This window comes from Buttiauxella sp. BIGb0471, from assembly GCF_024807715.1.
In the GTDB taxonomy this organism is placed as follows: domain Bacteria; phylum Pseudomonadota; class Gammaproteobacteria; order Enterobacterales; family Enterobacteriaceae; genus Buttiauxella; species Buttiauxella agrestis.
In genome coordinates, this window is record NZ_JANUEU010000001.1 from 1,212,146 (window position 1) to 1,238,652 (window position 26,507).

General features: G+C 51.5%; 27 protein-coding genes. 12 read left to right on the forward strand and 15 right to left on the reverse strand.

The features are described from left to right. Positions 1-181 precede the first annotated feature (181 nt). Complete coding sequence (locus M2371_RS05715) at positions 182-1,789, forward strand: ABC-F family ATP-binding cassette domain-containing protein (RefSeq protein WP_259267130.1); 1,608 nt, start codon at positions 182-184, stop codon at positions 1,787-1,789. A gap of 40 nt (positions 1,790-1,829) precedes the next feature. On the opposite strand, the gene M2371_RS05720 is transcribed toward M2371_RS05715, so the two are convergent. Next, positions 1,830-2,996: a methyl-accepting chemotaxis protein gene (locus M2371_RS05720; protein WP_259267131.1), complete on the reverse strand. Its 1,167-nt coding sequence runs from the start codon at positions 2,994-2,996 to the stop codon at positions 1,830-1,832. Between the two features lie 230 nt (positions 2,997-3,226). Then, positions 3,227-3,817, reverse strand: coding sequence for a YSC84-related protein (locus M2371_RS05725; RefSeq protein WP_259267132.1), 591 nt, complete (start codon positions 3,815-3,817; stop codon positions 3,227-3,229). A 194-nt stretch (positions 3,818-4,011) separates the two neighbouring features. Here M2371_RS05725 and M2371_RS05730 point away from each other — a divergent pair, with 194 nt between their 5' ends. Beyond that, positions 4,012-4,737, forward strand: a complete 726-nt coding sequence (locus M2371_RS05730) for a substrate-binding domain-containing protein (RefSeq protein WP_259267276.1) — start codon at positions 4,012-4,014, stop codon at positions 4,735-4,737. Here M2371_RS05730 and M2371_RS05735 read toward each other — a convergent pair. The 3 genes from M2371_RS05735 to M2371_RS05745 are packed head-to-tail and all read right to left on the reverse strand — an operon-like array spanning position 4,721 to position 7,516. Continuing rightward, positions 4,721-5,473: an ABC transporter ATP-binding protein gene (locus tag M2371_RS05735; protein WP_259267133.1), complete on the reverse strand. Its 753-nt coding sequence runs from the start codon at positions 5,471-5,473 to the stop codon at positions 4,721-4,723. The genes M2371_RS05730 and M2371_RS05735 overlap by 17 nt on opposite strands. After that, positions 5,470-6,474, reverse strand: a complete 1,005-nt coding sequence (locus tag M2371_RS05740) for an iron ABC transporter permease (protein ID WP_259267134.1) — start codon at positions 6,472-6,474, stop codon at positions 5,470-5,472. Before M2371_RS05740 ends, M2371_RS05735 begins: the two co-directional genes overlap by 4 nt. After that, the gene (locus tag M2371_RS05745) at positions 6,461-7,516 is read right to left on the reverse strand and encodes an ABC transporter substrate-binding protein (protein WP_259267135.1); all 1,056 of its coding nucleotides are present in this window, start codon (positions 7,514-7,516) and stop codon (positions 6,461-6,463) included. Before M2371_RS05745 ends, M2371_RS05740 begins: the two co-directional genes overlap by 14 nt. Before the next feature lie 145 nt (positions 7,517-7,661). Between M2371_RS05745 and M2371_RS05750 the strand changes: the two genes are divergently transcribed. From M2371_RS05750 to M2371_RS05760, 3 genes are all read left to right on the forward strand, one after another. Beyond that, positions 7,662-8,459: an ABC transporter ATP-binding protein gene (locus M2371_RS05750; RefSeq protein WP_259267136.1), complete on the forward strand. Its 798-nt coding sequence runs from the start codon at positions 7,662-7,664 to the stop codon at positions 8,457-8,459. 113 nt (positions 8,460-8,572) lie between these two features. Further along, positions 8,573-9,529: an ABC transporter substrate-binding protein gene (locus M2371_RS05755; protein WP_404979372.1), complete on the forward strand. Its 957-nt coding sequence runs from the start codon at positions 8,573-8,575 to the stop codon at positions 9,527-9,529. After that, the gene (locus tag M2371_RS05760; RefSeq protein ID WP_259267137.1) at positions 9,529-10,533 is read left to right on the forward strand and encodes an iron ABC transporter permease; all 1,005 of its coding nucleotides are present in this window, start codon (positions 9,529-9,531) and stop codon (positions 10,531-10,533) included. The genes M2371_RS05755 and M2371_RS05760 overlap by 1 nt, the downstream gene beginning before the upstream one ends. A gap of 3 nt (positions 10,534-10,536) precedes the next feature. Here M2371_RS05760 and M2371_RS05765 read toward each other — a convergent pair whose 3' ends face one another. Next, positions 10,537-11,046, reverse strand: coding sequence for an Rrf2 family transcriptional regulator (locus tag M2371_RS05765; protein ID WP_034495333.1), 510 nt, complete (start codon positions 11,044-11,046; stop codon positions 10,537-10,539). Between the two features lie 224 nt (positions 11,047-11,270). Between M2371_RS05765 and M2371_RS05770 the strand changes: the two genes are divergently transcribed. Next, positions 11,271-12,470, forward strand: coding sequence for an NAD(P)/FAD-dependent oxidoreductase (locus tag M2371_RS05770; RefSeq protein ID WP_259267138.1), 1,200 nt, complete (start codon positions 11,271-11,273; stop codon positions 12,468-12,470). A 47-nt stretch (positions 12,471-12,517) separates the two neighbouring features. Here the strand turns inward: M2371_RS05770 and M2371_RS05775 are convergent, their stop codons facing one another. Then, positions 12,518-12,805, reverse strand: coding sequence for a VF530 family protein (locus M2371_RS05775; RefSeq protein WP_259267139.1), 288 nt, complete (start codon positions 12,803-12,805; stop codon positions 12,518-12,520). 134 nt (positions 12,806-12,939) lie between these two features. On the opposite strand from M2371_RS05775, the gene dsbG reads away from it, so the two are divergent. Then, entirely contained in the window at positions 12,940-13,704 is a 765-nt protein-coding gene (dsbG, locus tag M2371_RS05780) for a thiol:disulfide interchange protein DsbG (protein ID WP_259267140.1), read from the forward strand. Between the two features lie 24 nt (positions 13,705-13,728). Here dsbG and M2371_RS05785 read toward each other — a convergent pair whose 3' ends face one another. From M2371_RS05785 to sad, 5 genes are all read right to left on the reverse strand, one after another. Beyond that, positions 13,729-14,664, reverse strand: coding sequence for a zinc-dependent alcohol dehydrogenase family protein (locus M2371_RS05785; RefSeq protein WP_259267141.1), 936 nt, complete (start codon positions 14,662-14,664; stop codon positions 13,729-13,731). 134 nt (positions 14,665-14,798) lie between these two features. Further along, entirely contained in the window at positions 14,799-16,250 is a 1,452-nt protein-coding gene (locus M2371_RS05790) for a tagaturonate reductase (RefSeq protein WP_259267142.1), read from the reverse strand. A gap of 152 nt (positions 16,251-16,402) precedes the next feature. Beyond that, positions 16,403-17,842 carry a sensor domain-containing diguanylate cyclase gene (locus tag M2371_RS05795; RefSeq protein WP_259267143.1) on the reverse strand — a complete coding sequence of 480 codons (1,440 nt, stop codon included), beginning with the start codon at positions 17,840-17,842 and terminating at the stop codon, positions 16,403-16,405. Between the two features lie 144 nt (positions 17,843-17,986). After that, complete coding sequence (gene glsB, locus M2371_RS05800; protein WP_259267144.1) at positions 17,987-18,913, reverse strand: glutaminase B; 927 nt, start codon at positions 18,911-18,913, stop codon at positions 17,987-17,989. Between the two features lie 49 nt (positions 18,914-18,962). Further along, positions 18,963-20,339, reverse strand: coding sequence for a succinate-semialdehyde dehydrogenase (sad, locus tag M2371_RS05805; protein WP_259267145.1), 1,377 nt, complete (start codon positions 20,337-20,339; stop codon positions 18,963-18,965). 101 nt (positions 20,340-20,440) lie between these two features. Between sad and M2371_RS05810 the strand changes: the two genes are divergently transcribed. Beyond that, positions 20,441-21,301 carry a putrescine utilization regulator PtrR gene (locus tag M2371_RS05810; protein ID WP_259267146.1) on the forward strand — a complete coding sequence of 287 codons (861 nt, stop codon included), beginning with the start codon at positions 20,441-20,443 and terminating at the stop codon, positions 21,299-21,301. Here M2371_RS05810 and M2371_RS05815 read toward each other — a convergent pair. Further along, entirely contained in the window at positions 21,298-22,092 is a 795-nt protein-coding gene (locus M2371_RS05815; RefSeq protein ID WP_259267147.1) for a PhzF family phenazine biosynthesis protein, read from the reverse strand. The two genes, M2371_RS05810 and M2371_RS05815, sit on opposite strands and share 4 nt — an antisense overlap. 167 nt (positions 22,093-22,259) lie before the next feature. Here M2371_RS05815 and M2371_RS05820 point away from each other — a divergent pair, with 167 nt between their 5' ends. After that, positions 22,260-23,453: a sugar transporter gene (locus M2371_RS05820; RefSeq protein ID WP_259267148.1), complete on the forward strand. Its 1,194-nt coding sequence runs from the start codon at positions 22,260-22,262 to the stop codon at positions 23,451-23,453. Between the two features lie 43 nt (positions 23,454-23,496). On the opposite strand, the gene M2371_RS05825 is transcribed toward M2371_RS05820, so the two are convergent. After that, the gene (locus M2371_RS05825; RefSeq protein ID WP_259267149.1) at positions 23,497-24,168 is read right to left on the reverse strand and encodes a MarC family NAAT transporter; all 672 of its coding nucleotides are present in this window, start codon (positions 24,166-24,168) and stop codon (positions 23,497-23,499) included. Positions 24,169-24,368: 200 nt separating this feature from the next. Between M2371_RS05825 and marR the strand changes: the two genes are divergently transcribed. The 3 genes from marR to marB are packed head-to-tail and all read left to right on the forward strand — an operon-like array spanning position 24,369 to position 25,460. Further along, positions 24,369-24,803 (forward strand): multiple antibiotic resistance transcriptional regulator MarR, encoded by a 435-nt coding sequence (marR, locus tag M2371_RS05830; RefSeq protein WP_034495310.1) that lies wholly within the window; start codon positions 24,369-24,371, stop codon positions 24,801-24,803. Positions 24,804-24,823: 20 nt separating this feature from the next. Further along, a complete protein-coding gene (gene marA, locus M2371_RS05835; RefSeq protein WP_034495308.1) occupies positions 24,824-25,198 on the forward strand; it encodes an MDR efflux pump AcrAB transcriptional activator MarA in 375 nt (124 codons plus the stop codon). A gap of 52 nt (positions 25,199-25,250) precedes the next feature. Next, complete coding sequence (marB, locus tag M2371_RS05840) at positions 25,251-25,460, forward strand: multiple antibiotic resistance regulatory protein MarB (protein ID WP_034495306.1); 210 nt, start codon at positions 25,251-25,253, stop codon at positions 25,458-25,460. Positions 25,461-25,505: 45 nt separating this feature from the next. On the opposite strand, the gene eamA is transcribed toward marB, so the two are convergent. Further along, on the reverse strand, positions 25,506-26,399 hold the full coding sequence (gene eamA / locus M2371_RS05845; RefSeq protein WP_259267150.1) for an O-acetylserine/cysteine exporter: 894 nt from the start codon (positions 26,397-26,399) through the stop codon (positions 25,506-25,508). Between the last annotated feature and the right edge of the window lie 108 nt (positions 26,400-26,507).

The window sequence follows — 26,507 nt, forward strand, 5'->3', positions numbered from 1 at the left end:
CGAGGCGATTCTGCTCAAAAAAAATCCGATTCTTTACTTTATCGTTTCCTGAATTAAAATAGCTCACTTCATTTCTTCTCTATAGGTATTCGTCCAATGCGCTATTGATGCTGCCGTCACCGTGACGGCCAATGTTCTTGCCCCGGTTTCCGGGTCAGTTTCTGGCATCTGTGGAGTACCTATGACGAATATTTATATCGCGCTGGAAAGCGTTGGTTTTACCTTACCTGACGGCACCCCGCTGTTCACCCAACTTAACGAAAGTTTCGACTCACGACACACCGGCCTGGTCGGGCGCAATGGCGTAGGGAAAAGCGTGCTTGCGCAAATTCTGGCGGGCAAAATCCCTCCGTCTTTCGGGCGCTGCATCCGTTCCGGCTCGGTGTATTACCTCGCGCAACAAGTTACCGCCAGGGCAGACAAAACCGTCGCTGAACTGGCGGGTGTCGGGAATATTATTGCTGCGCTGGAACGTATCGAAATGGGCAGTGTGTCTCCCCTGGATTTTGATACTGTCGGCAACCGCTGGGATATCCGTCAGCAGCTACAACATGAACTGGAGCGCTGCGGCCTGGGATACCTGGAAGCATCAACGCCCGCCCAACGGTTAAGCGGCGGTGAATCTATGCGCGTTTCACTGATTGGCGCATGGCTTTCCGAAGCCGATTTTTTGATTCTGGATGAACCCAGCAACCACCTCGACCGCGCCGCCCGACAGGCACTCACTGCACAGTTACAGCGCTGGCCCGGAGGATTATTGGTAGTCAGCCATGACCGGGATCTACTGCAATCCATGTCGCGAATTGTGGAGCTGTCATCGCAAGGATTGAGCAGCTACGGCGGTAACTATTCGCTCTATGCACAGCTCAAAGCGCAGGAAACACAAGCCACGCTGCAACAGTATGAATTACGCAAACGCGAACGTCAGCGTGAACAAAAAGCCCTTCGCGAGCAAAAAGAACGCCTTGAAAAACGGCAGGCGCGAGGAAACCGCCAGGGGCGCGAAGCCAATCAGGCTAAAATTTTACTCGGCGGACAGAAGCAACGAAGTGAAGCGTCAGCGGGTAAATTGCACCAGCAGCATGCCGCTACTCTCTCGACTCTCGACCAACGGGTGCGCGAAGCGGCAAGCCAGGTGGAGGAAAACGCCGCCATCGTCGTGCATTCGCTGGCAGTGAGTTCACTCTCGCGTCGCCAGATTGGCGAACTAAAGGATGTCCAACTTCCCTTCGTGGCTAACTTTGTCTCACCGTTGAATCTAACGTTAACCGCCCAGCAACGTATCGGTGTCGTCGGGAATAATGGCTGTGGGAAATCCACCTTATTGAAAGTACTGGCGGGGAAACTCAAGCCTTCAGCCGGAGAGTGCCGGGTTGTTGAGCAGAGTGTCTGGCTTGATCAACACCTCGCCACACTTGATCCACGTCGCACGGTTCTTGAGCAAATGCTGGAAACCAATCGCATATCAGGGGAAGCCGATTTGCGTATGCGGCTGGCGCAGATTGGCCTGCACGCAGATAAAATCCAGGCGCCCAGCGGCTCACTGAGCGGTGGCGAACGCTTGAAAGCCGCGCTAGCTTGTGTGCTGTATGCCGATCCCACGCCGCAATTACTTTTGCTTGATGAACCCGGAAACCATCTGGATTTACCGTCAATTCAGGCACTCGAAACCATGTTGTGCTACTACCAGGGGGCAATGGTTGTGGTTTCACACGATGAGATGTTCCTGAAGAATCTGAATTTAACCGAGCGTTTATCGCTTGCTGAAGGGAATTGGTGTCTGGAATAAATGGGTTTATAGGGTGGATAAGCGTCATCCACCCTACAAGTTAAAATGTCTGCCAGTGCCCTTCTGGTGCATTTTTAATTAACTTCTTTGGCACCGGTTGTGCAATTACCGCCGCCGCGACATTTTGCTCATCGCTCAAACGCAAATTGCTGGTTCTGTTTTGCAATTCGACGACCTGGTTTTTAAGCACGTCAGAGGATTCAGCGAGTTCATCAACGACTGCGGCATTACTCAGCGTGACCTTTTCCAGCTCGGACAAGGCAATCGTAATTTGCTGAATCCCTTTTTCCTGCTCGTTTGTCGATAAGAAAATATGCTCCATCAAAACATTAAGATCTTCTGACCCCGATACGATGGCCTGCATATTTTTTTCTGCCTCCGAGACCAGTTTGGCCCCCTGCAAAACATTAGTATTGGTCGTTTCAATCAGCGATTTAATGTTTTTCGCCGATTCTGAGCTTTTTTGCGCCAGCACCCTGACCTCACCGGCGACCACCGCAAATCCTTTACCATGTTCGCCAGCTCTCGCGGCTTCAACGGCGGCATTCAGGGCTAAAATATTGGTCTGGAAGGCAATGCCATCAATGATGCTGATGATTTCCGTCATTTTCTTCGAGCAATTGGTAATCGATACCATGTTCTCGGTCAGCTTCTGCATTAGCTCGCTGCCATGGCCTGCGGACTGATGAGCCTCGCTGGTAATAGTATTTAATTGACGGGTGTTCTCGGCGTTACTTTTCGTCCCTGCCGAGATTTCTTCCATACTTGATGCGGTTTGCATCAACATGGCCGATTGCTGCTCTGTTTTTACTGAAAGTTCGGCACTCTGATTAGCAAGCGTTGCGGATAATACACTGGCCGAATTAGAAGACTTTCTAATATCCATCACCAGACTGGAAATTTCTCGAGCGAGGCTGTTAATGCCAGGGATTAATTTACCTGCACAGTTATTACCAAATTCGCGGATAGATATTGATAAATTCCCGGAGTTGATTTCATCAATATTTCTTTTTACTTCATTAATCGGCTTCACCAGATATCGCGTCATGTAAAACCAAAGCGTTAAAAGTAATACGATGCCGATCCCATTTAGCATGAGGTAAAAATGCATATTTGCTGATAATAAATACGCCATGACATCCATCATGACCAGAGAGGCTGCTGTAAAAACAATGATAACGGTTCTGACGCTGTAATTGTTAAGCATGTTTAACTCTGGAGACTATTTTGTTGGTACCTTTATTTATTGCGGGTATTCAGGGAAAATCCAGTCCGGAATACAAATTGAAGCTATCTCCTGACATAAGTAAATGAAGGAGTCTTTTAAACTTCTTTACCTGTCGCGTGATAAATGGGTTTTGTAGGGTGGATAAGCGCAAGCGTCATCCACCGTTTATCTTTGTGATGCCGGATGACGCTTCGCTTAACCGACCGACATTATTTACCGTTCAGCGTATCATCAGGCCAGTATTTATAACCGTTGACCATCGCCTGGGCAGCAAGACCTTTTTCAGTAATCTCATAAACATCGACGGGTTTTGGAACCGAGATAGTACCCGGTGCTACGGCGCTGGCTGATGCGCTAACGGCTGGCAATCCTTTATCGTCATATTTAGCGGCGGCATTCGCATCTGCACCCACGATATAGCCATTCTTAACAAAATCGCTCAGCGCTTTGCTGTCATTGAACACCAGTACGGTACGCAATTGTTTCACGCCGATACCCACCCCGGCACCGGCCTGTGCCATTTTCATGTATGTGTCTTTGCCCGTTTTGAGGTCTTTTACCACGCCGTAGCCACTGCCAAATCCGAAGACAAAAATCTTGCTGCTGTTATTGGAGAAAACGGCATACCCTTTCGAGTTCAGAATTTCACTTCGCGCTTCGGGATGAATCTTATACAGTTTCGATAACGTATCAATTCGCATGTGTTGGATACTATTTCGTTGCTGACTCGCGGTATCCCCTTTCGCACTACAACCTGCCATCGCCAAAACAGCAATGAGGATCAATTTTTTATAATTCATGTGTACCCTAAAACAAAAAGACAATCGGCAAACCTTAAGCACTTAGCGGGTAAAGCTGCCAAAAAGAGCGCGCATGTTAGAGGAATGAGCCACTAAACTATTATTTTTTTGTGCGAGTTCTGAATCTAAATTGTTTAATTTTGCATAAAATAGGGTTGGATTTTAGCGAGCTTGTAATCTAAGGAACACAATTAATCATGTCTCCATTACACTTGTTTGCCGCAGGCAGTTTACGACTGGCTTTCACGCCGCTGCTGGCGCGATTTACGGAACTAACCGGCATTGAAGTGGCGGTTCAGTATGGTCCGGCGGGCCTGCTGCGAGAGCGCATTGAAGCAGGCGAACCCTGCGCCCTTTTCGCCTCCGCTAACCGTGAGCACCCGCAGCATTTGCTGGCAAGCGGCAAAGCGTGTGAAACCCACACCTTTAGCTGGAATCAACTGGCTTTAACGACGCAAAAAACGGGAGACTGGCTGACGTTATTGTGTGACCCCACATTACGTATCGGGACTTCCACTCCAGGTTGCGACCCTTCTGGTGATTACACTTGGGCGCTATTCGATAAGCTTGAACTGTATAAAACCGGCTTAGGGCAACAACTGCGTGAACGCTCGATTCCCCTGGTGGGCGGTCGCGACACGCTGCATATTCCGACGGGTGAACTTGCCAGCGCGTGGATCCTGCGCCAGGGGTTTGCAGATGTGTTCATCGGCTACGCTCATTACGCCAAAGCGCTGTCCGGGCAAACGGATATTCGCTGCATCACACTTGCGGATGATCACAATATTTTGTGTGAATACCAGTTGGCGGTGCTCGACAGCACACGCGAAGTCAACATGCTGGTCAGTTTTATTCTTAGCCCTGAAGGGCAAGCGTTTTTGACGGCTGCGGGCTTTTTAACTGTCACTTCTCAATCATAAACAGCGGCGCAATAAACGGGGTGGCGTAATTCTCCACCCTGAATTTACGCAACGCTAATCCATACGCCTGATGCATATTTTCTTCGGTTACGATGCTATCGGTCGCGCCGGCCAGCCATTTCCCTTCCGGCAAAAGCAGTAGCGTATGGGTTGCGACCTGTAATGCGTGAACCGGGTCGTGAGTGGTGAAAATAATGCCGCGCTGCTGGCGGTGCGCCAAATCGCTGATGAGCTGTAACACCACTTGTTGATTGGCTAAATCCAGAGCCGCACAGGGTTCATCCAGCAACAGCGTTTGACTAGCGGTCACTAACGCGCGGGCGATCATCACCAGTTGCTGCTGGCCGCCGGAAAGCGAGCTAAACGTGCAGGCGGCCAGATGCGCGATATTTAACTGTTCCAGTGCATCAATTACCGCCTGTTTATCTTTACGCCCCGGCTGTGAAAAAAGTCTCACATGTTGAGCGCGTCCCATCAGCACCACATCGCTCACCAGATATGGGAACGGCAGGTGCGAATGCTGGGCCACGATGCCGACACCGCCCTGCAGTTCGATACTCCCGCCCAGCGGTTTCAGGAACCCGGTAAGCGTATCGAATAACGTACTTTTTCCCAGCCCGTTGCGCCCGAGCACCGCCCAAATTTCTCCACGCTGGCAGTGAAAATCCATTGCATCAAAGAGCGGTGAATCATGGCCATATAACAATTGCTGAACGCGCAATTCCCCGTTTTTCATCGGCGCCCCCGGCGGCTGGCGTGAATTAACAGAACGGTAAACAGCGGTGCCCCCACCAGCGCCGTAATGATCCCAATGGGGATTTCGGCCTGCATCAGCGTGCGGGCGATATCATCGACGATAATCATAAAACCACCGCCCAGCAAAAATGCCGTGGGCAGCAAGCGCCTATGATCAACGCCCACCAAAAGCCGCGCCAGATGAGGGATCACCAGGCCCACCCAGGCAATACTGCCACTCACCGCAACTTGTGCTGCCACCAACAAAGCACAACAAAACAACACACAACGCCGCAATGTCACGACCGAAACGCCCTGCGCTCTTGCGTCTTTATCACTCAGGGATAACAGATTGATGCGCCAGCGCAACTGGAACAAAATTGCGGCAGCAATACTGACCGGGATCGCCAGCATCCAGACTTTGTGCCAGTTTGCGGTAGCAAAACTGCCCAACAGCCAGAACACAATGTTGGGCAAAACTTCTTCGGTGTCGGCCTGGTATTGAATCAGGCTCACCAGCGCGGCAAAAAAACCGCTCAGAATGATGCCGGAGAGAATCAGCACCAGCGCATTTTCTCGCCCTTGCAATGCCGCGATGGCGTACACCAGAATCAACGCGCTCAGCCCAAAAAAGAACGTTGAACCCATCATCAGCAATGGGTCGAGACCGAGCAAAATCGCCAGTGTGCCGCCAAAGGCAGAACCGGAAGTTACGCCGATAATATGCGGATCAACCAGCGGGTTGTGAAACACGCCCTGAAGTGTTGCGCCGCACAAACCCAAAGCGCCGCCCGCCAGTAGCGCCATTAAAATACGCGGCAAACGTACTGACCAAATCACCTGACCCGCGATACCCGAAGATTGCGAATAATGGGTTAGCTGGTGGAAAACGTCGCTTAACGGCAAGGGATAATGGCCGAGACTCAGCGAGCCGACCCCCAACGCCAGTACAGCGATAACCAGTGCCAGCTGCCGGGTAATAAAAGCCTTACTGCTTTGCATTGGTCTGCCAGTTCACGCGGTAAAAACGCTGATAATAATCCTGCGCCTGGGCATCCACATCGACGTTTTTATAGGCATCGGGATAGAGTTTTTTCGCCATCCACAACTCACCGATTGCCAGCGCTTCCGGCATAGGATAACCCCAGGCTTTCGCATATTCCGGCATTAACCAGACACGATGATTTTTCACCGCATCAATGCCCTGCCAGTTCGGATCGTTCTCGATTTCAGACACCACTTCCGGGTAGCGATCCTGCACAAAAATAACCTGCGGATCCCACTGCAACACCTGCTCAAGGGAAACCTGACGCGCGCCCTTCACACTCGCGGCTGCCACGTTTTGCGCCCCGGCGTGCTTCATCATCAGGCCGGTATATTTGCCAGAACCGTAAGTCATCAAATTCGGGTTCGCCATATAAACGCGGACTTTTTTGGCATCGGGAATGTTGGCTACTGGCGCATTAAATTTAGCGCGAGCGTCAAAGGTATATTTGATCAGCTCCTCACCTTGCGCTTTACGCTCCACCACATCAGCGATTAAACGAATCCCCTGTTTCAAGCCTTCGTTGTACGCCTGCTCTTCATCGCCCATCGTCGGGTTCATTTTGTCTTGCTGACCGTCCGCACCTTTTCTGAGCGAAACCGCCACGACCGGGATGCCCGCATTCTGAATCTGCTGAATCATCGCCTCAGGCGCGTAGTTGGCGACGAACACCACCTGCGGGTGGATCGCCAGCAGACTTTCTATATTCACCTCTGTCAGGTCGCCGGGCGTTGGCAACGAGGTAATCGACGGCATAAAGCGGGCAAACTCAGGGCCGAGCTGCTTTTTCCAACTCGTCATCACGCCCGCGATATCTTTTTGTGCATCAAGTTGCACCAACAGATTCAGCGTCTGATGCTGGAGCACCACTACCTTATTGACGTGATCGGGGATCGTGACCTGGCGGCCAAGCTGGTCGGTAATCATGCGGTCGGCGTGAGCGGAGGATGCGAAGAATGCACTGGCACAAACCAGCGCGATATGACGAAGAGTTAACATAAGTGCCATCTGGATAAGAAGAAAATTCGATGTATATTAAATTATATAACGAACTATCTGGCAACTGATTATCGCGGCTTTTGACTTGCCCAAGGCAACATGGCTGTTATGCTACCCGCCAAATTTTTAGTAAATGACATGCCCGATGAAATCGCCAAAGCCTGAATCCTTACTTTCAGTTCGTCACCTTACACACTGTTTTGCCGGTAAAACTCCGCAGGTTAATGCGGTGTCTTTCGATATTGATGCCGGAGAATTTGTGTCGATAATCGGGCCGAACGGGAGCGGGAAATCCACCGTGTTACGGCTGATCATCAGCGAACTGCAACCCGCCGGCGGTGAGATTGTCATTCAGGGTAAAACGCTCAAAACCATGAAGCCGCTGGAACGCGCTCGCACCGTGGCACTTCTGACTCAGCATGACAACGCCGATCTGCGTCTTACGGTCAGTGAATATGTGGCCCTGGGGCGTATTCCCTGGCAGGCTGAATACTCGAATGGTGAACATGAAAAAGTGATTACCGATGCGATCAACGATGTAGGCATCGCGCATTTACAGCATGTTTCTCTAGGGAAATTATCCGGCGGTGAGCGCCAGCGCGCCGGGTTTGCACGCGTTTTAGCCCAGCAGCCCGCGTTGTTATTGCTCGATGAACCGACGAATCACCTCGACCCGTTGGCCCGGCACCAGCTACTCAGCCTCATCAAACACAAAAACATGACGACCGTTGCCGTGTTGCACGACCTGGAATTGATTCAGCCCTTCTCCGACCGGGTTCTGATGATGAATCAGGGGGAACTGGTATGCAGCGGAACGCCTGCGCAAGTTCTGGACTCATCGTGGCTGGAGCAGGTTTTCGGCATGCAAAGTCTGCATGTCACGCATCCGTTGAGTGGTAAAACCCTGCGCATCTTCGAAGCCCTGCCTGGCGAAATTAATTAATCATAGTTTGATCTCAGCAGACCTATTCACTCCGTCAATTCCTGTATGGTGCAGCGGCTGGAATTATTCCGGCTGTTAAGTGAGGTGTAATTCCTCATGAATCAGGAGTATATGTGAACAAATTAGCAATCCCGGCGTTACTGGCCGTGATGTCCAGCCCGGCTATCGCCTCCGGTTTTCCCGTCACCATTGATAACTGCGGGCAATCAATGACCTTCACCGAAGCGCCAAAGCGCATGGTGGTTCATGATATCAATATGTCTGAAATGGCATTCGACTTACACCTGCAACCCCGCATGGTGGGCGTCAGCGGAATTACCGGCTGGTACAAAGATATTCCGGCATTTAACCGCCTACAGGGTTCCATCCCTGAAATTGCGCCTAAATATCCTTCGATGGAAACGCTGCTGGCCGTGAAACCCGATCTGTTTTTTGCTGGCTGGAACTACGGTTTACGGGGCGATGTCACACCTCAAGCTCTGGCAAAATTCAATATCAAAACGCTGATCCTGACTGAAAGTTGTATTCATGTTGATAGCCATCGCCCACGTGCCAGCATGGACCTGCTGTACGGTGATATGGTGCGTTTGGGCAAAGTATTCGGCAAAGAAGAAGACGCAGTAAAACTGGTTAATAGCTGGAAAAAACAGGTAGCCACCACACGAGCAAAAACCGCAGGGCTTAAACCCGTACGCGTTTTTCTTTATGACTCTGGCGAAGACAAACCCTTTACCAGCGGTGCGTACGCTATGCCCACGGCGATTATCGAAGCAGCGGGTGGCAAAAATGTGATGGATACCCTGAATAAAAGCTGGGCGACCACCAACTGGGAAAGTGTCGCCGCCACGGAACCGGAATTCATTATTCTGATGGATTATCAGTCTGATTATAACGGGGGTGCCGACGGGCTACGGCGCTTCCTGGAGCAGCATCCGTTGATGAAAAAAACGCCTGCGGTGCTTCATCATCGTTACCTCAAATTGAAATACCAGGAATTGACCCCAGGCCCCGCCAACATTACCGCCATTAACAAACTTGCCCGGGCGCTCTATCCGGCTGCATTTAATTAATGTTCGGCAATCAACGCTACGTGCTGGCATGGATTGTGGCCCCACTTCTGCTGCTGGGGCTGATTCTTACCAGCGTCGCGACTGGTAGCGTGCCGCTCTCGTTTACCGACGTTTTAACGGCACTGGGTTTAGCACACGGCGATATCAACGAGATGACCAAAAGCATTGTGCTGGAGCTACGTTTGCCGCGCACTTTGCTTGGCATTATTGCGGGGGCTGGGCTGGCGCTCGTCGGCGCCCTACTGCAAACCACGACGCGTAACGACCTTGCTGACCCTTTTTTATTCGGCCTGTCTTCCGGCGCGTCTGCGGGGGTGGTGCTGGTGATAACCCGCCTGGGCGACAGCCTTGGTGCCTGGACGCTACCCGTCGCCGCTTTTGTCGGCGGCATGTTATCGGCCGCAGCGGTAATCATCATCTTTATGTCTCAATCACATAAAGGTACGGAAAAGCTGATTATTTGCGGGCTGGCGGTGTCATTTTTATTTGGCGCCTTAACCAATTTCCTGATTTTTTCCGGCGACCAGCGTGCAGCCAGCAATGCCCTGTTTTGGGCGCTGGGAGGTTTAGGTCTTGCTCGTTGGGAGAACCTGGGATTTGCTGCCGCCGCGCTAGTTATCCTTATCGTGCTGATTTCAAGGCGTGGCCGCGCACTGGACGCCTTACTGGCGGGTGAGCAAACGGCCTGGTCACTGGGTATTAATGTCAGTCGCTTAAGAACCGAAGTGTTTATCTGTTGTTCGATGGCGACCGCAATTTTGGTTTCTCTGACCGGAGTGATTGGTTTTATCGGCTTGATGGTGCCTCATCTGGCGCGGCCATTTACCGGCGTGCGCCACAGACGGCTGTTACCTTTGGTGGGCGTTCTCGGCGCAGTACTGCTTTCCGCTGGCGACATTCTTAGCCGAACCCTCACCGCCCCTCAGGAATTGCCGATAGGAATTATCACGGCGGGTGTTGGCGGTGTGTTTGTGTTGGTCATTTTGCTGCGCCGCACCGGTTAGCACTCACGCATCTTTACGACGGTTGCCTATCCACTCTTCAATCTGGATGGGCAGCGCTTCCGGCGCTTTTCTGAACATTCTGCGCGCCAGATCCAGCACCGTATGCTGCGCGAGTGCTTCTTCCATTCGCTGCTGAGCAACCTGCATCACCTGGCGCACGCCGCAGATGCCCTCACATGCCCATGCGGGAGCTGGCTCATCGAAAATAGCCATGCGTTGGCGGATCTCCTTACAATCGAAAATGGATTTTTCCCCATCAATTGCCGCCACAATATCGAGCACGGTTATCCGATCGGCAGGTTTAGCGAGGCGAAAGCCCCCGCCTTTTCCTTCTGTACTTTCAACCAGTTGGGCCTTAGAGAGCTTGGTAAAAATTTTAGCCAGGTAGTCGTAAGGAACATTTTGTAACTCAGCTATTTCACGCACGCTCATCTCACGCCCGTCACCTTTGCTATCCACTAAACACATGAGGCTATGGATGCCATATTCCACACCTGAACTGTAAAACGCCATAAATGCTCCGCCCGAATGATTCTTAGTTAGATGATAAATCCTTCCTCCAGCCCAGGCAATTACCGCGCGCGGTAAATTTCATTTTAGTTTTAAATATCATATAAATTCAAATTGTTACCTGTCATTTCTTGTATGCAGCACGTAAAAGCCTTGAAAACATTAACTACGACAAATATGATCGCAGTTAAGAAATCAAATGACCACTGATACACCAGGGATACATAATGAAACAGCAAGTTCTTATTTTGGGTGCAGGTTTTGCAGGCATGTGGGCTGCACTGAGTGCAGCACGTTTAACCGATCTTCACGACAGCAACGAGATTGAAATCACCGTCCTGGCACCGCAGCCAGAACTGCGCATTCGTCCGCGTTTTTATGAAGATGGTGTTGAAAACTTTGCCGCACCGCTGCTGCCGTTATTTGCCGCGACTGGCGTTAAGTTTATTGCCGGTTCTGCCAGTGAGATTGACGTGGCGAACAAGCAGGTCTGGTATCACACCGCGCAAGAAAACCTGTCCGCCATGCATTACGACCGCCTCGTGCTGGCGACCGGGAGTCACATCAACCCGATGTTCCCCGGCGCGAAAGAACATGCCTTTGATGTCGATCAACTGGAAAGTGCTGCACGCTTTGAGCAGCATTTAAATCAGCTGGCACAGCTGCCGGAAAGTGATGCGCGTAATACGGTGGTGGTTTGCGGCGGCGGCTTTACCGGTATCGAACTGGCGACAGAACTGCCTGCTCGCTTGCGTGCCATTTTGGGTGAACGTGCATCAACACGTGTGATTATCGCCGACCGCAGCCCGGTTGTGGGTGGCCGTTATAGTGAAGAACTAAGCGCTGTTATCACCCAGGCAAGTGAAGAGCTGGGCGTGGAATGGAAACTCAATGCTGAAATTGCGGCAATAGATGCGCAAGGCGTGACGTTCAGGAATGGCGATTTTATCGCGTCCAACACCGTGGTGATGACCATGGGTGTGCAAGCCAGTCCGTTGACGTCACAAATCCCTGCCACACGCGACGCGCAAGGCCGTTTACATGTCGATGAAAACTTAAAAGTCGTCGGTCAGGAAGACATTTACGCGACCGGCGATGTGGCGTTCGCCCGTACCGATGACCAGGGCAATACCGCCCTGATGACCTGCCAACATGCGATTATGTTAGGGCGTTTTGTTGGTAACAACGTCGCCGCTGAACTGCTCGGCGTGGCTCCGCACCCGTATCGCCAGGTGAATTATGTCACCTGTCTGGATTTAGGCGGATTTGGCGCGGTTTACACCGAAGGTTGGGATCAGGTGGTGAAATCGACGCGCTCAGAAGGCAAGAAAATCAAAGTAGCGATTACCAACGAACTGATTTACCCGCCGAAAGCTGAGAAAGAAATTGCCTTTGCGGCTGCCGATCCGCTGGCTGCGTTTGTTTAAGTTCTAATCTAAAAAATCATGGCGAGTGAGATTTCACTCGCCTTCTCTTATTCCTGACCTTTCTTACTCTGCCAGTTCGCCCACGGGTTATCAGCCGGGATCTCTTTTTCAACCACATCCGTTTCTAACGAATCGATATACAAATCTTCGACTTCTTTTCGCGCCCACGGCGTGCGTCGCAAAAATTTCAGGCTGGATTTAACGCTTGGGTCGCTTTTAAAACAATTAATGTTGATACGTTTCGCCAGTTCTTCCCAGCCAAAACGCGCAACCAGCGCATTGACAATGGCTTCAAGCGTCATGCCGTGTAGAGGATCTTTTGAAGGATGGGTCATAGTGAGTCCAGTGATTCTAAAAAATTGCGCATACCATAACAAAATAACGCAGATTCATCTTTCTTTCCTTCCGTGCCAACGACCTGTAGCCTAGCTGGGCATACATTCATCAAGAGAATGATAAGGATTACGTAATGAAAAAAGCAGTATGGACTCTCTCGGTTGCCCTGTTATTCAGTTCCTCCGTGCTGGCCGCAGAAGTTAAGCTCCCTGCTCCAATTATCGCCCTACAGCAGCAAGGCTTTGAGCTCAAAGGCGAATTTAAAGGCCCCGGCGATTTACCTGGCTACGTGATGCAGATCCAGGGGCAAGGCACCACAGTGTTCCTGACGCCCGATAAACAGCACGCCATTATGGGGAATCTGGTCGATGCCGCGGGGAAAAACCTCAGTGATGAGCAGGTCGAGAAATGGGTTTATGCACCCATGGCAAAAGAGATGTGGCAAAAACTTGAGAAAAATCATTGGATAGCCGCGGGCAAAGCGGATGCCCCCCATGTGGTTTACACCTTTGCTGACCCGTACTGCCCGTATTGCACACAGTTCTGGGAAAATGCGCAGCCGTGGCTGAAATCAGGCAAAGTGCAATTGCGCGTGCTGATGGTCGGCATGTTGCGCCCGGATAGCGGCCAGAAAGCCGCCGCGATAATGATGGCGAAAGATCCTGCGAAAACCCTCGCGGAATATGAAAATTCCAAAGGGAAAATGGAGCTGAAAATCCCTGCCACCATCAAGCCTGAAATCACGAAAGCACTGGAAGACAACCTGGCGCTGATGGATACATTAGGAGGAACGGCCACGCCTTCTATTTATTACCTGAATAAAGACGGACGACTGCAACAACATCAGGGCTTACCTGATGAAGAAACTATGAAAGCAATCATGGGCAGCGATAAGTAACGCTTTAAAGGTGACGTTGTCACGCTAAAAAGCCAGTACTGGCTTGCAACGTCGCCCTTGCGTAGCAAACTCACGTAGCGCATCCCGCCATTCTTCCAGGTTAAACAACTTAACTTCCGGCAATCGGCTATTCGCAAGCAAGGGCCATAGATCGGAAAACCACGACTGCCATTCAAGCGAATCCGCCACGGCCAGGGTATCCCGCAAATGAAAACGCTGCGGTTTTGCCTGTGCGCTGCGCGCATCGTAAGGTTGCCCGCTCAACATACCGTATGAGACAAAATCAGCTTCTGCGTTCAGATTGGTCAGCAACAATGTAGCAAGTGCTCCCCCGACGGCATCAAACACCACATCAGCCTGTTGTGCGACACCGCGAAGCATTGCGGTGTCGTTAATAAGAACGGGCGTAATGCCGTTCTGGAGCAAAGCCGCTTTTTGCCCTTCACTCCGACAAACACCGTAGACATGCACCGCGCCATAAATCACAGCCCACTGCGCCAGCAGCGCTGCGCAAGATGAGTTCGCCGCGGTCAGTAATACTGTTTTTCCTTTTACCGGCCATTTTTTTAGCATCACAAATGCCGCCAGCGGGTTGATGTAACCGCGAGCAGCCAGAAGATCGGGAATAAAATCTGGAACCGGAACCGCCCAAAGCGGTGAACAATCCAGCCAGCGCTGCCAGGTTCCATCGCCACGCAACGGCAAGACTCGCTGCCCGATCATTTCGGGATTGTCGGCATCCGTCACCACGCCCATCCCTTCATAGCCCACAACGCGCGGCGGGCTTACGCGATGACGATAGGCACCGGCAACGGGGATTAAATCGGAGGGGTTAATCGGCGCATAACGCATTTGCACGCGCAGCATGCCGCTCGGGCGCGGTAAGGTTTGTGAATGTTCGAGGGAGATAACGTGTTCAGGTTGGCCAAACTGGCGAAACCAAAGAGCGGTGTTGTGCATAAAAAAATGCCTGTAAGCAACGTTACAGGCACTATATCAAGGTTTTACCCTTAGTTCAGTCGGATGACGCTTCGCTTATCCGACCTACGCTTCGGGTGGATAAGCGCACGCGCCATCCACCAATATCACAAAACTTAGCAGTAACGTGCGAGCGCAGCACGCATGCCCAGGCTTTGAATAGCCTGTAAATCTTCGCTCACTTTCGCTACCAGACCTGGAACTTTAGTCAGATCCTGATCCCAGTGAACGCTATCACTCAGTACCGCTTCAACCAGCTGCTGCTCATTGATTTGTTTGTCACCCAGAGCCGCCCACAGCTGCTGATAACGCACCAGCCAGTGCTCGTCATCCTGCAACGGATAGGTTTCTTCGCCGCGCTCGCCTTTATAGAAAGCAATCAGCGCTGCCAGGGCGAAAGTCAGACGCGGAGGCAAAGTGCCGGTCGCCTGCTGGCCTGCCAGCAATTGCGGCAGAATACGGGTACGGAACTTCGTCATGCCGTTAAGCGCGATAGACAGCAACTGATGCTGAATGTACGGATTCTGGAAACGGCTGGTCACCGCTTGTGCAAAGGATTGCAACTCGTCGCGAGGCAAATCCAGCACCGGAATAATCTCTTCCGCGATAGTTTTTTCCACGAATGCGCAAACTTCAGCATCGTTCATGGACTCGCCCACGGTGTTCAGGCCCGCAAGATAAGCGACTGGCACCAGCGCTGTGTGAGCACCATTCAGAATCGCCACTTTACGTTCTTTATAAGGCTTGATGTCATCGACAATCAGCACGTTCAGCGGGAACTTACCCAGACGCAGTTCTTGCGCAAGCGTTGCTGGCCCCTGAATCACGAACAGGTAGAAGTGTTCTGCTGCCGCCAGGAAGCTGTCTTTGTAACCCAAAGATTCTTCAATTGCAGATGCTTCGTCGCGCGGATAACCGGTAACGATACGGTCAACCAGCGTAGAACAGAAAGTATTAGCCTCGTTCAGCCATTGGGTGAAGGCTGCTGGCAGCTCCCACTCTTGCGCGTAACGCAGAACCAGTTCTTGCAGCGCGTCGCCGTTGTAATCAATCAGTTCGCAAGGAATGATGACCCAACCTTTGTCCGCAGCGCCGTTGAAGTGGCTGAAACGTTCGAACAGCAAACGCGTCAGTTTGGCCGGGTAGCTTACCGCTGGCGCATCTTCAAATTTGTCGCCAGCGTGGTAGCTGATGCCCGCTTCGGTGGTGTTGGAGAAGACGAAACGCATCTCTGGGTTATGAGCCAGTTTCAGGAAGGTTTCATATTCTTGATAAACATTGATTTCACGGTTTACTGAGCGAATCAGACGCGCATCGCTTACCGCTTCGCCCTGCTCGTTCAGGCCACGGATAACCGTGGTATACAACCCATCCTGAGTAGACAGCGACGGCGGGAATGCGCTGTCGATTGGACGTACGATCACAACACCCGCATTCAGATCGGTGTGTTCATTCAGTAAATCAACTTGCCAGTCAATGAATGCACGCAAAAAGTTACCTTCACCAAACTGGATAATACGTTCAGGGTATTGAGCGCCAGGGAAGTCTTGACGATTAAGTGTTTTCACTATGTTGTTCCTTGGTGAGTACAGGATGGGCGAATAAAAATCCTCTCCAAACTATCAGAACTCAACAATGTGAAACCCCGTTTTGATCAAACTAGAGTTGTTATACCAATTTTTTTATTGATGTTTTTTGGTAGAACAACTCTCAACAGGCGCTAACTATTCAGCGCAAGCTCTTTATACGACGCGGTACTGGTCTGATTGCGACCATTACGCTTGGATAAATAGAGATATTTATCCGCTTCTGCCAGCAGCGAGTTAAACGCATCAAGCAGGGTTTGCTTTTCGGGCGTCACGGTCGCAAGGCCGATACTCACCGTAATGAACAACGTCTGTTGCTGATAACGAAACGCCGTAAGCTCAATGGTCTGGCGAATTTTCTCGGCGATCGCGAGACCTTTTTCTTCGGTACAGGTGCTACAGGCGACCACAAACTCTTCGCCCCCCAAACGGGCCACCAGCCCTTCGTCCCCCACCACTTTTCGCAATTGCTCGGCAAACGCGGCCAGCACCACGTCACCACATTCATGACCATAGCTGTCGTTTATGCGTTTGAAATAATCAATATCCAGCAACATCACGCACAGTTTTTGGTTGGGCAAATGCTTAGTCGGCATGTTGATTTTTAGCGCTTCATACAGACCGGAACGGGAATAAACGCCGGTAAGATAGTCGTAATCCGCGCGCAACGAGGTTTGCTGAATTAAGCGGTTAATCGCATCCACGCTCACCGACACAATCAGCGGGCAGATCGCCATAGTGGCAATCCCAAGACGGGCAGAGAACATCTCCGTCACCACCAGTGGGACATTGTGATGAATCACGACAATCGAGTTTGCTACCAGAATGATTTCCGTGCCGCCCGTCAAAAACGTGATTAATGCGGTTATAGGAAGTGGATAACGAATCGCGCACCAGATCAGTGCCGGGAGCGGAAACGCCAGGCTCCCGGCCCCGCCAATCACCACCGAGGCCATAACAGAGACGACAACCGCCACCAGCGGATAAATTTTCGACAAATGAAAAGCGGGCAACTTACTCCACTGCGGCCATTTCGCCATCAGCAAAAATGGCATCATCAACACACCAGTTGAAAATTGTTCGCTAAACCAGTCGGCAAACAGTGAAATAAACTGACGATAATCCGACGAAGGCCCGGTCGAGCCCATCGATCCTAATAAAGAGCTAAGAATCGCACCAATAAGGCAGGCGTAGAAAAGATTAAAAGCATTCAGCGCCCAATTACTTTCATCTTGCGTGCGGGAATAACGCAGTAATAACCGGGCAACAACAATAATAAACACCATGTTAGAGAGATTGATTATCGCCGACTGCCATCCCCAATTCGTGGTGAATGCGTCATAGACAATCATTGCGCTATAACAAACGAAATAATAAACCGGACGATTGAGGAACGGGGAGCGCACGAACACCGCGGCCAGTACCGCATTCAGCGGCCAGAAGAGCGACAACTCATCAATCAAGCGAAGCGAGGCGCCAAAAAAGTAAAACAATGTCGTAATGACAAAAATAGAAACGGCGTTAGCCAACCGTTTTTCAGGCGAACAGAACATAAACTTAGCTAAATTAGCCATGCTATTTTGACTCGTATTTATACGTGCACTGCGCAATGATTTAATACAACTGTATGAGTGCAAAAAATAATTTTTAGCTTAGCATATTATATCTGGTACGGCCTGTGGCTCAATCGATATAGACAAATATGCCAGGCTTGCAGTTTAAAAGATTGAACGCCCGATTCGCTGAGCCAGGATTTCGAGTGCCGCGGTACCGGCAAGCGAGTTTCCTGATGCATCCAGCTCCGGGCACCAGACCGCAATAGACATCTCATGCGGAACGATAGCAATGATCCCGCCGCCAACACCGGATTTCCCCGGCATCCCTACCCGATACGCAAATTCACCAGCACCGTCATACATGCCGCTCGTCACCATCAACGCGTTAATCTGCCGCGCTTGCTGTGCGGTGATAATCGGTTCATCAAGATGCAATGCCCGCCCCTGATTTGCCAGAAACAGAAACGCTTTCGCCAGCTCCAGACAGCTCATTTTCAGCGCGCAATAATGGAAGTAATTGTGCAGCACGGTAATCACGTCGTTATCAAAATTACCGAAGGATTTCATCAACCAGGCAATCGCGGCATTACGCGCCGAATGTTCAAACTCAGATTTAGCGACTCTGCCGTCGTAAGCCAGATCGGGTTGTTCCGCCAACGCGCGCACCACTTCCAACATACGCTGTTTCGGCGCACTCAGGCGAGTCTGCAACATATCGCACACCACTAACGCGCCCGCATTGATAAACGGGTTGCGCGGTTTGCCTTGTTCAAGTTCTAGCTGGAGCAAAGAGTTAAACGGTTGTCCCGAAGGCTCTTTCCCCACGCGCTGCCAGATTTCATGTTCATCGTAACGCCCCATCGCAAGCGTGAGACTCAGCACTTTCGAAATGGACTGTATCGAGAAACGTTCCGTCGCATCCCCTGCGCTAAAAACTTCACCATCGACGGTACACACTGAAATTCCCAGTTTGTTGCCGGGAATTTCTGCCAGAGCTGGAATGTAATCAGCCACTTTACCGCGGCCAATAAGCGGGCGAACCTGGGCGAGAATATCTTCCAGCAATTGATTATCTAACAGACCTGGCACTGCAAACTCCTGATTGGCGGGTATTTTACGCCCGCCAGTATATCAGCAACTAGCGGCGGTCTTTCCATACTGTCTGCACATTACAAAACTCATGCAGTCCAAAATGCGAAAGCTCGCGCCCGAAGCCACTTTTCTTCACGCCGCCAAACGCCACACGTGGATCGCTGGCGCTATAGCCATTGATAAACACGCCACCGCATTCAAGACGCGCCGCAAAGTCATCGGCAAGATGAGTATCAGAGGTGAATAACGTGGCTGAAAGGCCAAAGTCACTGTCATTTGCCAGTTCCAGGGCATGTTCCGCATTGCGCGCTCTGGTAATAGCCGCCACCGGGCCAAACAACTCTTCACGAAATGCCACCATATCAGGCGTGACATTCGCTAAAACGGTTGGCGCGTAGAAATTGCCCTTGCCTGCCATTTTCTCGCCGCCGAGCAGTAATTTAGCCCCCTGTTCAAGTGACGTTGTCACCTGTTTATGCAACTCATCACGCAGATCGTAACGCGCCATCGGGCCGATAGTGGTTGTATCAAGAGTGGGATCGCCGATTTGCAGCGCCTGAACGGCTGCAACAAACTTCTGGGTGAATGTGTCCGCAATCTCTTCTTCGATGATAAAGCGTTTCGCTGCCGCACAGACTTGCCCGGTGTTCTGGAATCGCCCTGCAACTGCCGCCTTCACCGCCTCATCAATATCAGCGTCATTGAGCACGATAAACGGGTCTGAACCGCCGAGTTCCAGCACGCATTTTTTCAATGCAGCACCTGCCTGCGCACCAATCGCCGCCCCCGCACGCCCGCTTCCCGTTACGGTGACAGCCGCAATTCGCGCATCCTTAATCGCATGGCTCACCCCTTCAGGCGTGACATTAATTACTTCAAACACGCCCTGCGGAAATCCCGCTTCGGCGAACATTTTTTTAATCAGTAACGCGCATCCCATGACGTTTGGCGCATGTTTGAGAACGTAACTGTTGCCCGCCAACAGAATCGGCACCGCACCGCGCAGGACTTGCCAAAGCGGGAAGTTCCACGGCATCACCGCCAGAATGGCACCCAAAGGCCGGTACTCAATCACCGCCTGATGGTTTTCCACCAGAGTGCCTTCGGTTGCCAGCATGCCTGGCCCGTGTTCTGCATACCAGTCACACAAATTCGCCGTTTTCGCCACTTCCGCACGAGCCTGGGTAATCGGCTTACCCATTTCTGCAGTGATCATTTGTGCCAGCGCTTCAGCGTGATGACGCAACGCCGCGCCCAGGTGGCGTAATTTATCCGCCCGCAGAGCCAGCGGCATATTCCGCCAGACGTTAAATGCCGCGTGGTTCCCCGCCAGCGCGGTATCGAGCTGCTCGGGCGTTTCAAACGGTATGGCGGAAAGCTGCTCGCCGGTGGCCGGGTTCATTGAAATAGCGTGATGGTTCATGGTTGCTCCTGTGTTCGCGTTATGCCCATACCTTAAACCTGCGTGACAATCATGAAAAATGAATAATAATGAGCGAGTCATTCACGTAACGAGAAAGGTTTATGGATCTCACGCAGCTTGAAATGTTTAATGCGGTAGCGGAAACCGGCAGCATCAGCGCGGCAGCGGCGAAGGTTCACCGGGTGCCGTCCAATCTCACCACGCGCATTAAACAGCTTGAGGCAGATCTCGGAGTTGAGTTGTTTATTCGCGAAAACCAACGCTTGCGCCTGGCCCCAGCCGGGCACAGTTTTCTCAGCTACAGCAAACGTATTCTGGCTTTGGTTGATGAAGCGCGGATGGCGGTTTCCGGTGACGAGCCACAAGGAACGCTGCCGCTAGGTTCGCTGGAAAGCACCGCAGCGGTGCGGATTCCGGGTTTGCTCGCGATGTTTAACCAGCGTTTCCCGAAAATTCAGCTCTCGCTTGCCACCGGGCCTTCGGGCGATCAGATTGATGGCGTGTTGGATGGGCGGCTATCGGCGGCCTTTGTCGACGGCCCGATATTGCATCCTTCCCTTGACGGTATTGCGGTTTACGAAGAAGAAATGGTGATTGTCGCCCCGGCGGATCATGACGCTATTACGGATGCAAACCAGGTCAGCGGCGTCAGCATTTATGCATTTCGCGCCAACTGTTCGTACCGCAGGCATTTTGAAAGCTGGTTTCACGCCCACCACTCGGTGCCGGGCAAAATTCATGAAATGGAGTCTTATCACGGAATGCTGGCGTGCGTGATTGCCGGAGCGGGTATTGCGCTAATGCCGCGCAGCATGCTGGAAAGCATGCCCGGCAGCCACCAGGTGTCGATATCGCCGTTGCCTGCTGACTGGCGTTATCTCAACACCTGGCTAATCTGGCGACGAGGGGCAAAAACCCGACAACTTGATGCGTTTATCGGGCTGCTTGAGCAAACGTCTTAGCGCAGTAATACTTTGCCGACTAAATAGGTGGTCGCCTGGCCGGACATTAACACCCTGTCGCCCACCAGTTGGCAACGTATATCCCCGCCGCGCGCGGAAACCTGACGCGCCAGCATCTGCGTTTTACCCAACTTTTCTGCCCAGTACGGAATCAACATAGTGTGAGTCGACCCGGTAACCGGGTCTTCTGTCAGCGCCGCCTTCGGAGAAAAGAAACGGCTGACAAAATCATAGCCTTCTGTTTGCGCGGGCGCGGTGATACACACTTTTTGATCCAGTTGACGCATCAGATCAAAATCAGGATTAATCGCCTCAACCTGCGCCTGGCTCGCGAGCAACACGGTATAGGTGCGCCCCAGCCGCACTTCCTGGTATTCGCTGATACCGAGCGAGTCCAGCAGCAACTGCGGCGGCTCAACGGGCTCACTGCCCGACGCCGGGAAATCAAGCGTCAACCAGTCGCCATTGCGCGTCACTGTAAGCGGGCCAACAAAGCGTGTCTCAAAATGAATCGTGGTTTCCGGGTAATTCAGGTACTCGAAAATCACATGAGCCGAAGCCAGAGTCGCGTGGCCACAAAGATTGATCTCCCCTTGCGTGGTGAACCAGCGCAATTCAAAACCGCTGTCGGTGGTAATAAAAAATGCTGTTTCCGACTGGTTATGCTGGCGTGTCATCGCCAGTAATGTTTCATCTGGCAACCATTCGGTGAGTGGACATACCGCCGCGGCGTTGCCACCGAAAGTGGTATCGGTGAACGCATCAACCATATAAAAATCAATTTGCTGCATGGTCTTTTCTTCCTGTGTGGCCTGATGACATCTACCATGCCACGCCTTACGTGATTCGCGGAACAATAAAATGAGAGTTAAATCACAAAATCAGTTGTATGGCTGGATTGATGGTTTTATGATCGCCTGCTCACCAAACCTTTCATTTATCAGCGCGAAACCCATCTATGACAACAAGCAACGTATCACGCAAAACGGCATGGTTACGCGTCGTTACGCTGGCGGTCGCCGCCTTTATTTTTAATACCACGGAGTTTGTTCCGGTGGGTTTGCTTTCTGACATCGCCGATAGTTTTGGTATGCAAACGCCGCAAGTCGGGATCATGCTGACGATTTACGCATGGGTGGTCGCGCTGATGTCGCTGCCGTTTATGTTGCTGACCAATAAGGTCGAGCGTAAGCGGTTGTTGATTTGCATTTTCGCTCTGTTTATCGCCAGCCACGTCGTCTCTTTTGCCGCCTGGAATTTCACCGTACTGGTGATCAGCCGCATTGGTATCGCCTTTGCCCACGCGATTTTCTGGTCGATTACCGTATCGCTGGCCATTCGTATGGCTCCTGCCGGTAAAAAGGCCCAGGCGATGAGCCTGATTGCTACAGGTACCGCGCTGGCAATGGTTTTAGGTTTGCCGCTCGGGCGCATGGTGGGGCAATATTTCGGCTGGCGCACCACCTTCTTAGGCATTGGCGCAATCGCCGCCCTGACACTGTTCTACGTCATTAAGCTGCTGCCAAAATTGCCAAGCGAGCATTCGGGTTCGCTGAAAAGTGTGCCTGAACTGTTCAAACGCCCGGCGTTGGTGAGCTTGTATGCGTTAGTCGCTGTGGTCGTCACCGCGCATTACACCGCCTACAGCTACATTGAACCGTTCGTGCAAAACGTGGCCGGCTTGAGCGCCAATATGGCAACTTTCCTGCTGTTAGTGTTGGGTGGTGCCGGAATTATTGGCAGCGTGATGTTCGGCAAATTGGGCAACCGACATTCATCGACACTGGTCAGCAGCTCCACTGGGCTATTGGTTTTGTGCCTGGCATTGTTGTTACCGTCTGCGCAAAGTACCGTGAATTTAACCATTCTGTGTCTGTTCTGGGGCATCGCGGTTATGGTTATCACGCTGGGAATGCAGGTGAAGGTTCTGGCGCTGGCGCCGGATGCAACCGACGTTTCGATGGCGCTATTCTCGGGGATTTTCAATATCGGGATTGGCGCGGGCGCGTTAGTCGGTAACCAGGTGAGCCTGCATTTTGAGATGTCCAGCATTGGCATGGTGGGAGCCGTGCCTGCTCTGGTCGCCCTGATTGGGTCAGTATTAATTTTCCGCCGCTGGCCGGTATCTTTAGAAGAACAGCATAACCATTAATGAAATGAAGGCGACGGCAATAAACCGTCGCCCTTTTTACCGCTTAACTTGCCGGGAAATGGGTCACTATTTCCAGTATGCCGTTAATAATAAACTGCACGCCCATACAGACTAATAAAAAGCCCATCAGACGAGAAATCGCTTCAATCCCGCTCTTACCTACCAGCCGCATTATCGCCCCGGAACTGCGTAAACTTCCCCACAGAATCAGGCCAACCAGTGCAAAAATGATTGGCGGAGCCACCAGCACAACCCAACCCGGGAAGTTCACACCGTGTTCCACGGTTGAAGAAGAACTGATTATCATCGCAATCGTACCCGGCCCGGCCGTGCTTGGCATGGCGAGTGGGACAAAGGCGATATTGGTATCCGGTTCTTGTTCAAGCTCCTCCGCTTTGCTGTGAGCCTCCGGAGACTCATGGACTTTTTGTTGCGGGAAAAGCATGCGGAAACCAATAAACGCAACAATTAAACCGCCAGCGATACGCAAACCGGGAATGGAAATACCAAACGTATTCATCACAACTTGCCCGGCGTAGTACGCAACCATCATGATGATGAATACGTTGATGGATGCCATCAACGAGGTTTTATCACGCGCCTTCTTGTTCATATCTCCGGCAAGCCCGAGGAACAATGCTACTGTGGTCAACGGGTTAGCAAGCGGCAGTAATACCACTAACCCCAGCCCAATAGCCTTAACCAAATCCATCATCTGCTGTCCTTTATTTCGGTGTCTTTTTGCGCTGCTGAGTATAGCAGCCAACCTGTCCCGCGTTGGTTATCAGAATTGTATCAATGTTAAAAACTGAACCGTTTTAGCTATTCGTGTCATCACTGATTCATAACGTTGACTTATGCTTGCCTGAGCAATAATATCTGCCGTGATTAAATATACTTGCCTGGGCAACCATAGTGAAAGATAAAAACGATCTGTTCAATGAAATGATCCCTCTCGGACAACTGATCTATATGGTTAACCAGTACAAGGAGCGCCTGCTCAACGAGCATCTTTCCCCGCTGGATGTCACCTCGACCCAATTTAAAGTGCTCTGCACCATCTATCGCGAAGAATGCATTACCCCGATGGAGTTGAAGAAATCGCTTTCTGTGGACCTCGGTGCGTTAACCCGCATGTTAGACCGCCTGATTTGCAAAGGATGGGTCGCGCGTTTACCGAATCCCAACGACAAACGTGGTGTGCTGATAAGACTGACTCCGGAAGGAGCCACGCTTTGCGAGAAATGCCGCAGCCTTTTGGGGAAAAGCATGCACCAGGAACTGATAAAAAATCTGACCGCTGATGAAGTCGACACGCTTTATCAACTGTTAACAAAGGTATTACCGTAAACCTGAAAAGAGGTGAAACGATGTCCAGACGGAACAATGATTCAATAACAATACAAAGCATATTGGACTGGATTGAAGAGAACCTGGAAAACCCCCTCTCCCTTGAGAAGGTTTCACAGCGTTCTGGTTACTCGAAGTGGCACCTGCAAAGGATGTTTAAAAAAGAGACCGGTCATTCGTTAGGCCAATACATCCGTAATCGAAAACTGACGGAAATCGCCCTCAAGCTTAAAGAAAGCAACGAGCCGATTCTGTACTTAGCAGAGCGCTATGGGTTTGAGTCGCAACAGACACTGACCCGCACGTTCAAGAATTACTTCTCTGTGCCACCTCACAGATTCCGCGTTGCATGTTCAGGTGGCGAAGGAAAGTATATTCATCCGCTAAATCATTAAAACTGTTTACAAACGCTATGCAACCGTCTGGTTATCCAGACACCGAGGATTTATGAAACGTATTATCTCCGCTGCGAGCCTGCTTCTGATTCTGGCTTCCGCAAATGTTATGGCGGAGCAATCAGGCAATTTCAGCACCACCCAGGCTAATCACGGCGGCATGATCATTCCCCCGTCTGAAAGCCGCGCACAGAACAGCAACACGATTGGCGATAAGTCTGAATTCCTGGGTACGCCGTACTACCAGGAAAATGCTAACTAATTCTCTGTTTGGCGGGCCTTCATTTTTGCCCGCCAGCTTTCCGTTTTAACTCACCACCGCCCGCCGGATCCGCAAACCAAATACGTTGATATACAACCCTCCCATAATCAACGCCGCACCCGCAAGTTGTGTCGCAGACAGCGTTTCATCCAGCAACCATGCCGCACTGGCCATTCCCACCACCGGAACCAGCAGTGACAGCGGAGCCACACGCCAGGTTTCGTAGCGCCCAAGCAGGCTTCCCCAAATACCGTAACCCACAATCGTTGCCACAAACGCCAGGTACATCAGCGATAACACCGTCGTCATATCTATCGTAATCAGGCTTTGCCATATCAGCGCCGGGCCGTCGAGCAGCAAACTGACGACAAAAAACGGGATGACCGGAATTAACGCGCTCCACACCACCAAAGACATAATCGGCGGACGCTGCTCGAGCTGCATAATCTTCTTATTGAAAATGTTACCGCAGGCCCAGCTAAATGCGGCTGCCAGCGTGAGCATAAACCCGAGCAAGGCAACGTGCTGGCCGCCAAGACTGCCTTCAATCAAAACCAATACGCCGATAACCGCGAGCGTGATCCCCGCCAGTTGCTTGCCTTGCAGGCGTTCCCCGAACACACACGCACCGAGAATAATGGTAAAGAATGCCTGCGCCTGAAGCACCAGTGACGCAAGCCCGGCAGGCATACCGAACTTTATCGCGCTGAAGAGAAACGCAAACTGGCCGAAGCTGATAGTCAGTGCGTACGCGGCCAGCAGGTGAAAAGGAATTTTAGGGCGAGCGACAAACAACAGCGCGGGGAAGGCCACCAGCAGAAAACGCAAACCGGCCAGTAACAGCGGAGGCATATTATGCAGCCCCATTTTAATCACTACGAAATTCAGCCCCCACACCACGACCACCAGCATCGCCAGCAGCCCATCTTTGCGCGTCATACCCTGCCCCTGTTTTATTGCAATTTTGTTAAAATCTAAGGCTATACCCAAATAATGAATAGATACAGATCGCACTTTTCAGCGGCGGTACAGAGAAAAAATTAACAT

Coding starts and splice junctions, on each gene's coding strand:
- M2371_RS05715 (WP_259267130.1), top strand. CDS start 182: ATGACGAATATTTATATCGCGCTGGAAAGCGTTGGTTTTACCTTACCT.
- M2371_RS05720 (WP_259267131.1), bottom strand. CDS start 2,996: ATGCTTAACAATTACAGCGTCAGAACCGTTATCATTGTTTTTACAGCA.
- M2371_RS05725 (WP_259267132.1), bottom strand. CDS start 3,817: ATGAATTATAAAAAATTGATCCTCATTGCTGTTTTGGCGATGGCAGGT.
- M2371_RS05735 (WP_259267133.1), bottom strand. CDS start 5,473: ATGAAAAACGGGGAATTGCGCGTTCAGCAATTGTTATATGGCCATGAT.
- M2371_RS05740 (WP_259267134.1), bottom strand. CDS start 6,474: ATGCAAAGCAGTAAGGCTTTTATTACCCGGCAGCTGGCACTGGTTATC.
- M2371_RS05745 (WP_259267135.1), bottom strand. CDS start 7,516: ATGTTAACTCTTCGTCATATCGCGCTGGTTTGTGCCAGTGCATTCTTC.
- M2371_RS05750 (WP_259267136.1), top strand. CDS start 7,662: ATGAAATCGCCAAAGCCTGAATCCTTACTTTCAGTTCGTCACCTTACA.
- M2371_RS05760 (WP_259267137.1), top strand. CDS start 9,529: ATGTTCGGCAATCAACGCTACGTGCTGGCATGGATTGTGGCCCCACTT.
- M2371_RS05765 (WP_034495333.1), bottom strand. CDS start 11,046: ATGGCGTTTTACAGTTCAGGTGTGGAATATGGCATCCATAGCCTCATG.
- M2371_RS05770 (WP_259267138.1), top strand. CDS start 11,271: ATGAAACAGCAAGTTCTTATTTTGGGTGCAGGTTTTGCAGGCATGTGG.
- M2371_RS05775 (WP_259267139.1), bottom strand. CDS start 12,805: ATGACCCATCCTTCAAAAGATCCTCTACACGGCATGACGCTTGAAGCC.
- dsbG (WP_259267140.1), top strand. CDS start 12,940: ATGAAAAAAGCAGTATGGACTCTCTCGGTTGCCCTGTTATTCAGTTCC.
- M2371_RS05785 (WP_259267141.1), bottom strand. CDS start 14,664: ATGCACAACACCGCTCTTTGGTTTCGCCAGTTTGGCCAACCTGAACAC.
- M2371_RS05795 (WP_259267143.1), bottom strand. CDS start 17,842: ATGGCTAATTTAGCTAAGTTTATGTTCTGTTCGCCTGAAAAACGGTTG.
- sad (WP_259267145.1), bottom strand. CDS start 20,339: ATGAACCATCACGCTATTTCAATGAACCCGGCCACCGGCGAGCAGCTT.
- M2371_RS05810 (WP_259267146.1), top strand. CDS start 20,441: ATGGATCTCACGCAGCTTGAAATGTTTAATGCGGTAGCGGAAACCGGC.
- M2371_RS05815 (WP_259267147.1), bottom strand. CDS start 22,092: ATGCAGCAAATTGATTTTTATATGGTTGATGCGTTCACCGATACCACT.
- M2371_RS05820 (WP_259267148.1), top strand. CDS start 22,260: ATGACAACAAGCAACGTATCACGCAAAACGGCATGGTTACGCGTCGTT.
- M2371_RS05825 (WP_259267149.1), bottom strand. CDS start 24,168: ATGATGGATTTGGTTAAGGCTATTGGGCTGGGGTTAGTGGTATTACTG.
- marA (WP_034495308.1), top strand. CDS start 24,824: ATGTCCAGACGGAACAATGATTCAATAACAATACAAAGCATATTGGAC.
- marB (WP_034495306.1), top strand. CDS start 25,251: ATGAAACGTATTATCTCCGCTGCGAGCCTGCTTCTGATTCTGGCTTCC.
- eamA (WP_259267150.1), bottom strand. CDS start 26,399: ATGACGCGCAAAGATGGGCTGCTGGCGATGCTGGTGGTCGTGGTGTGG.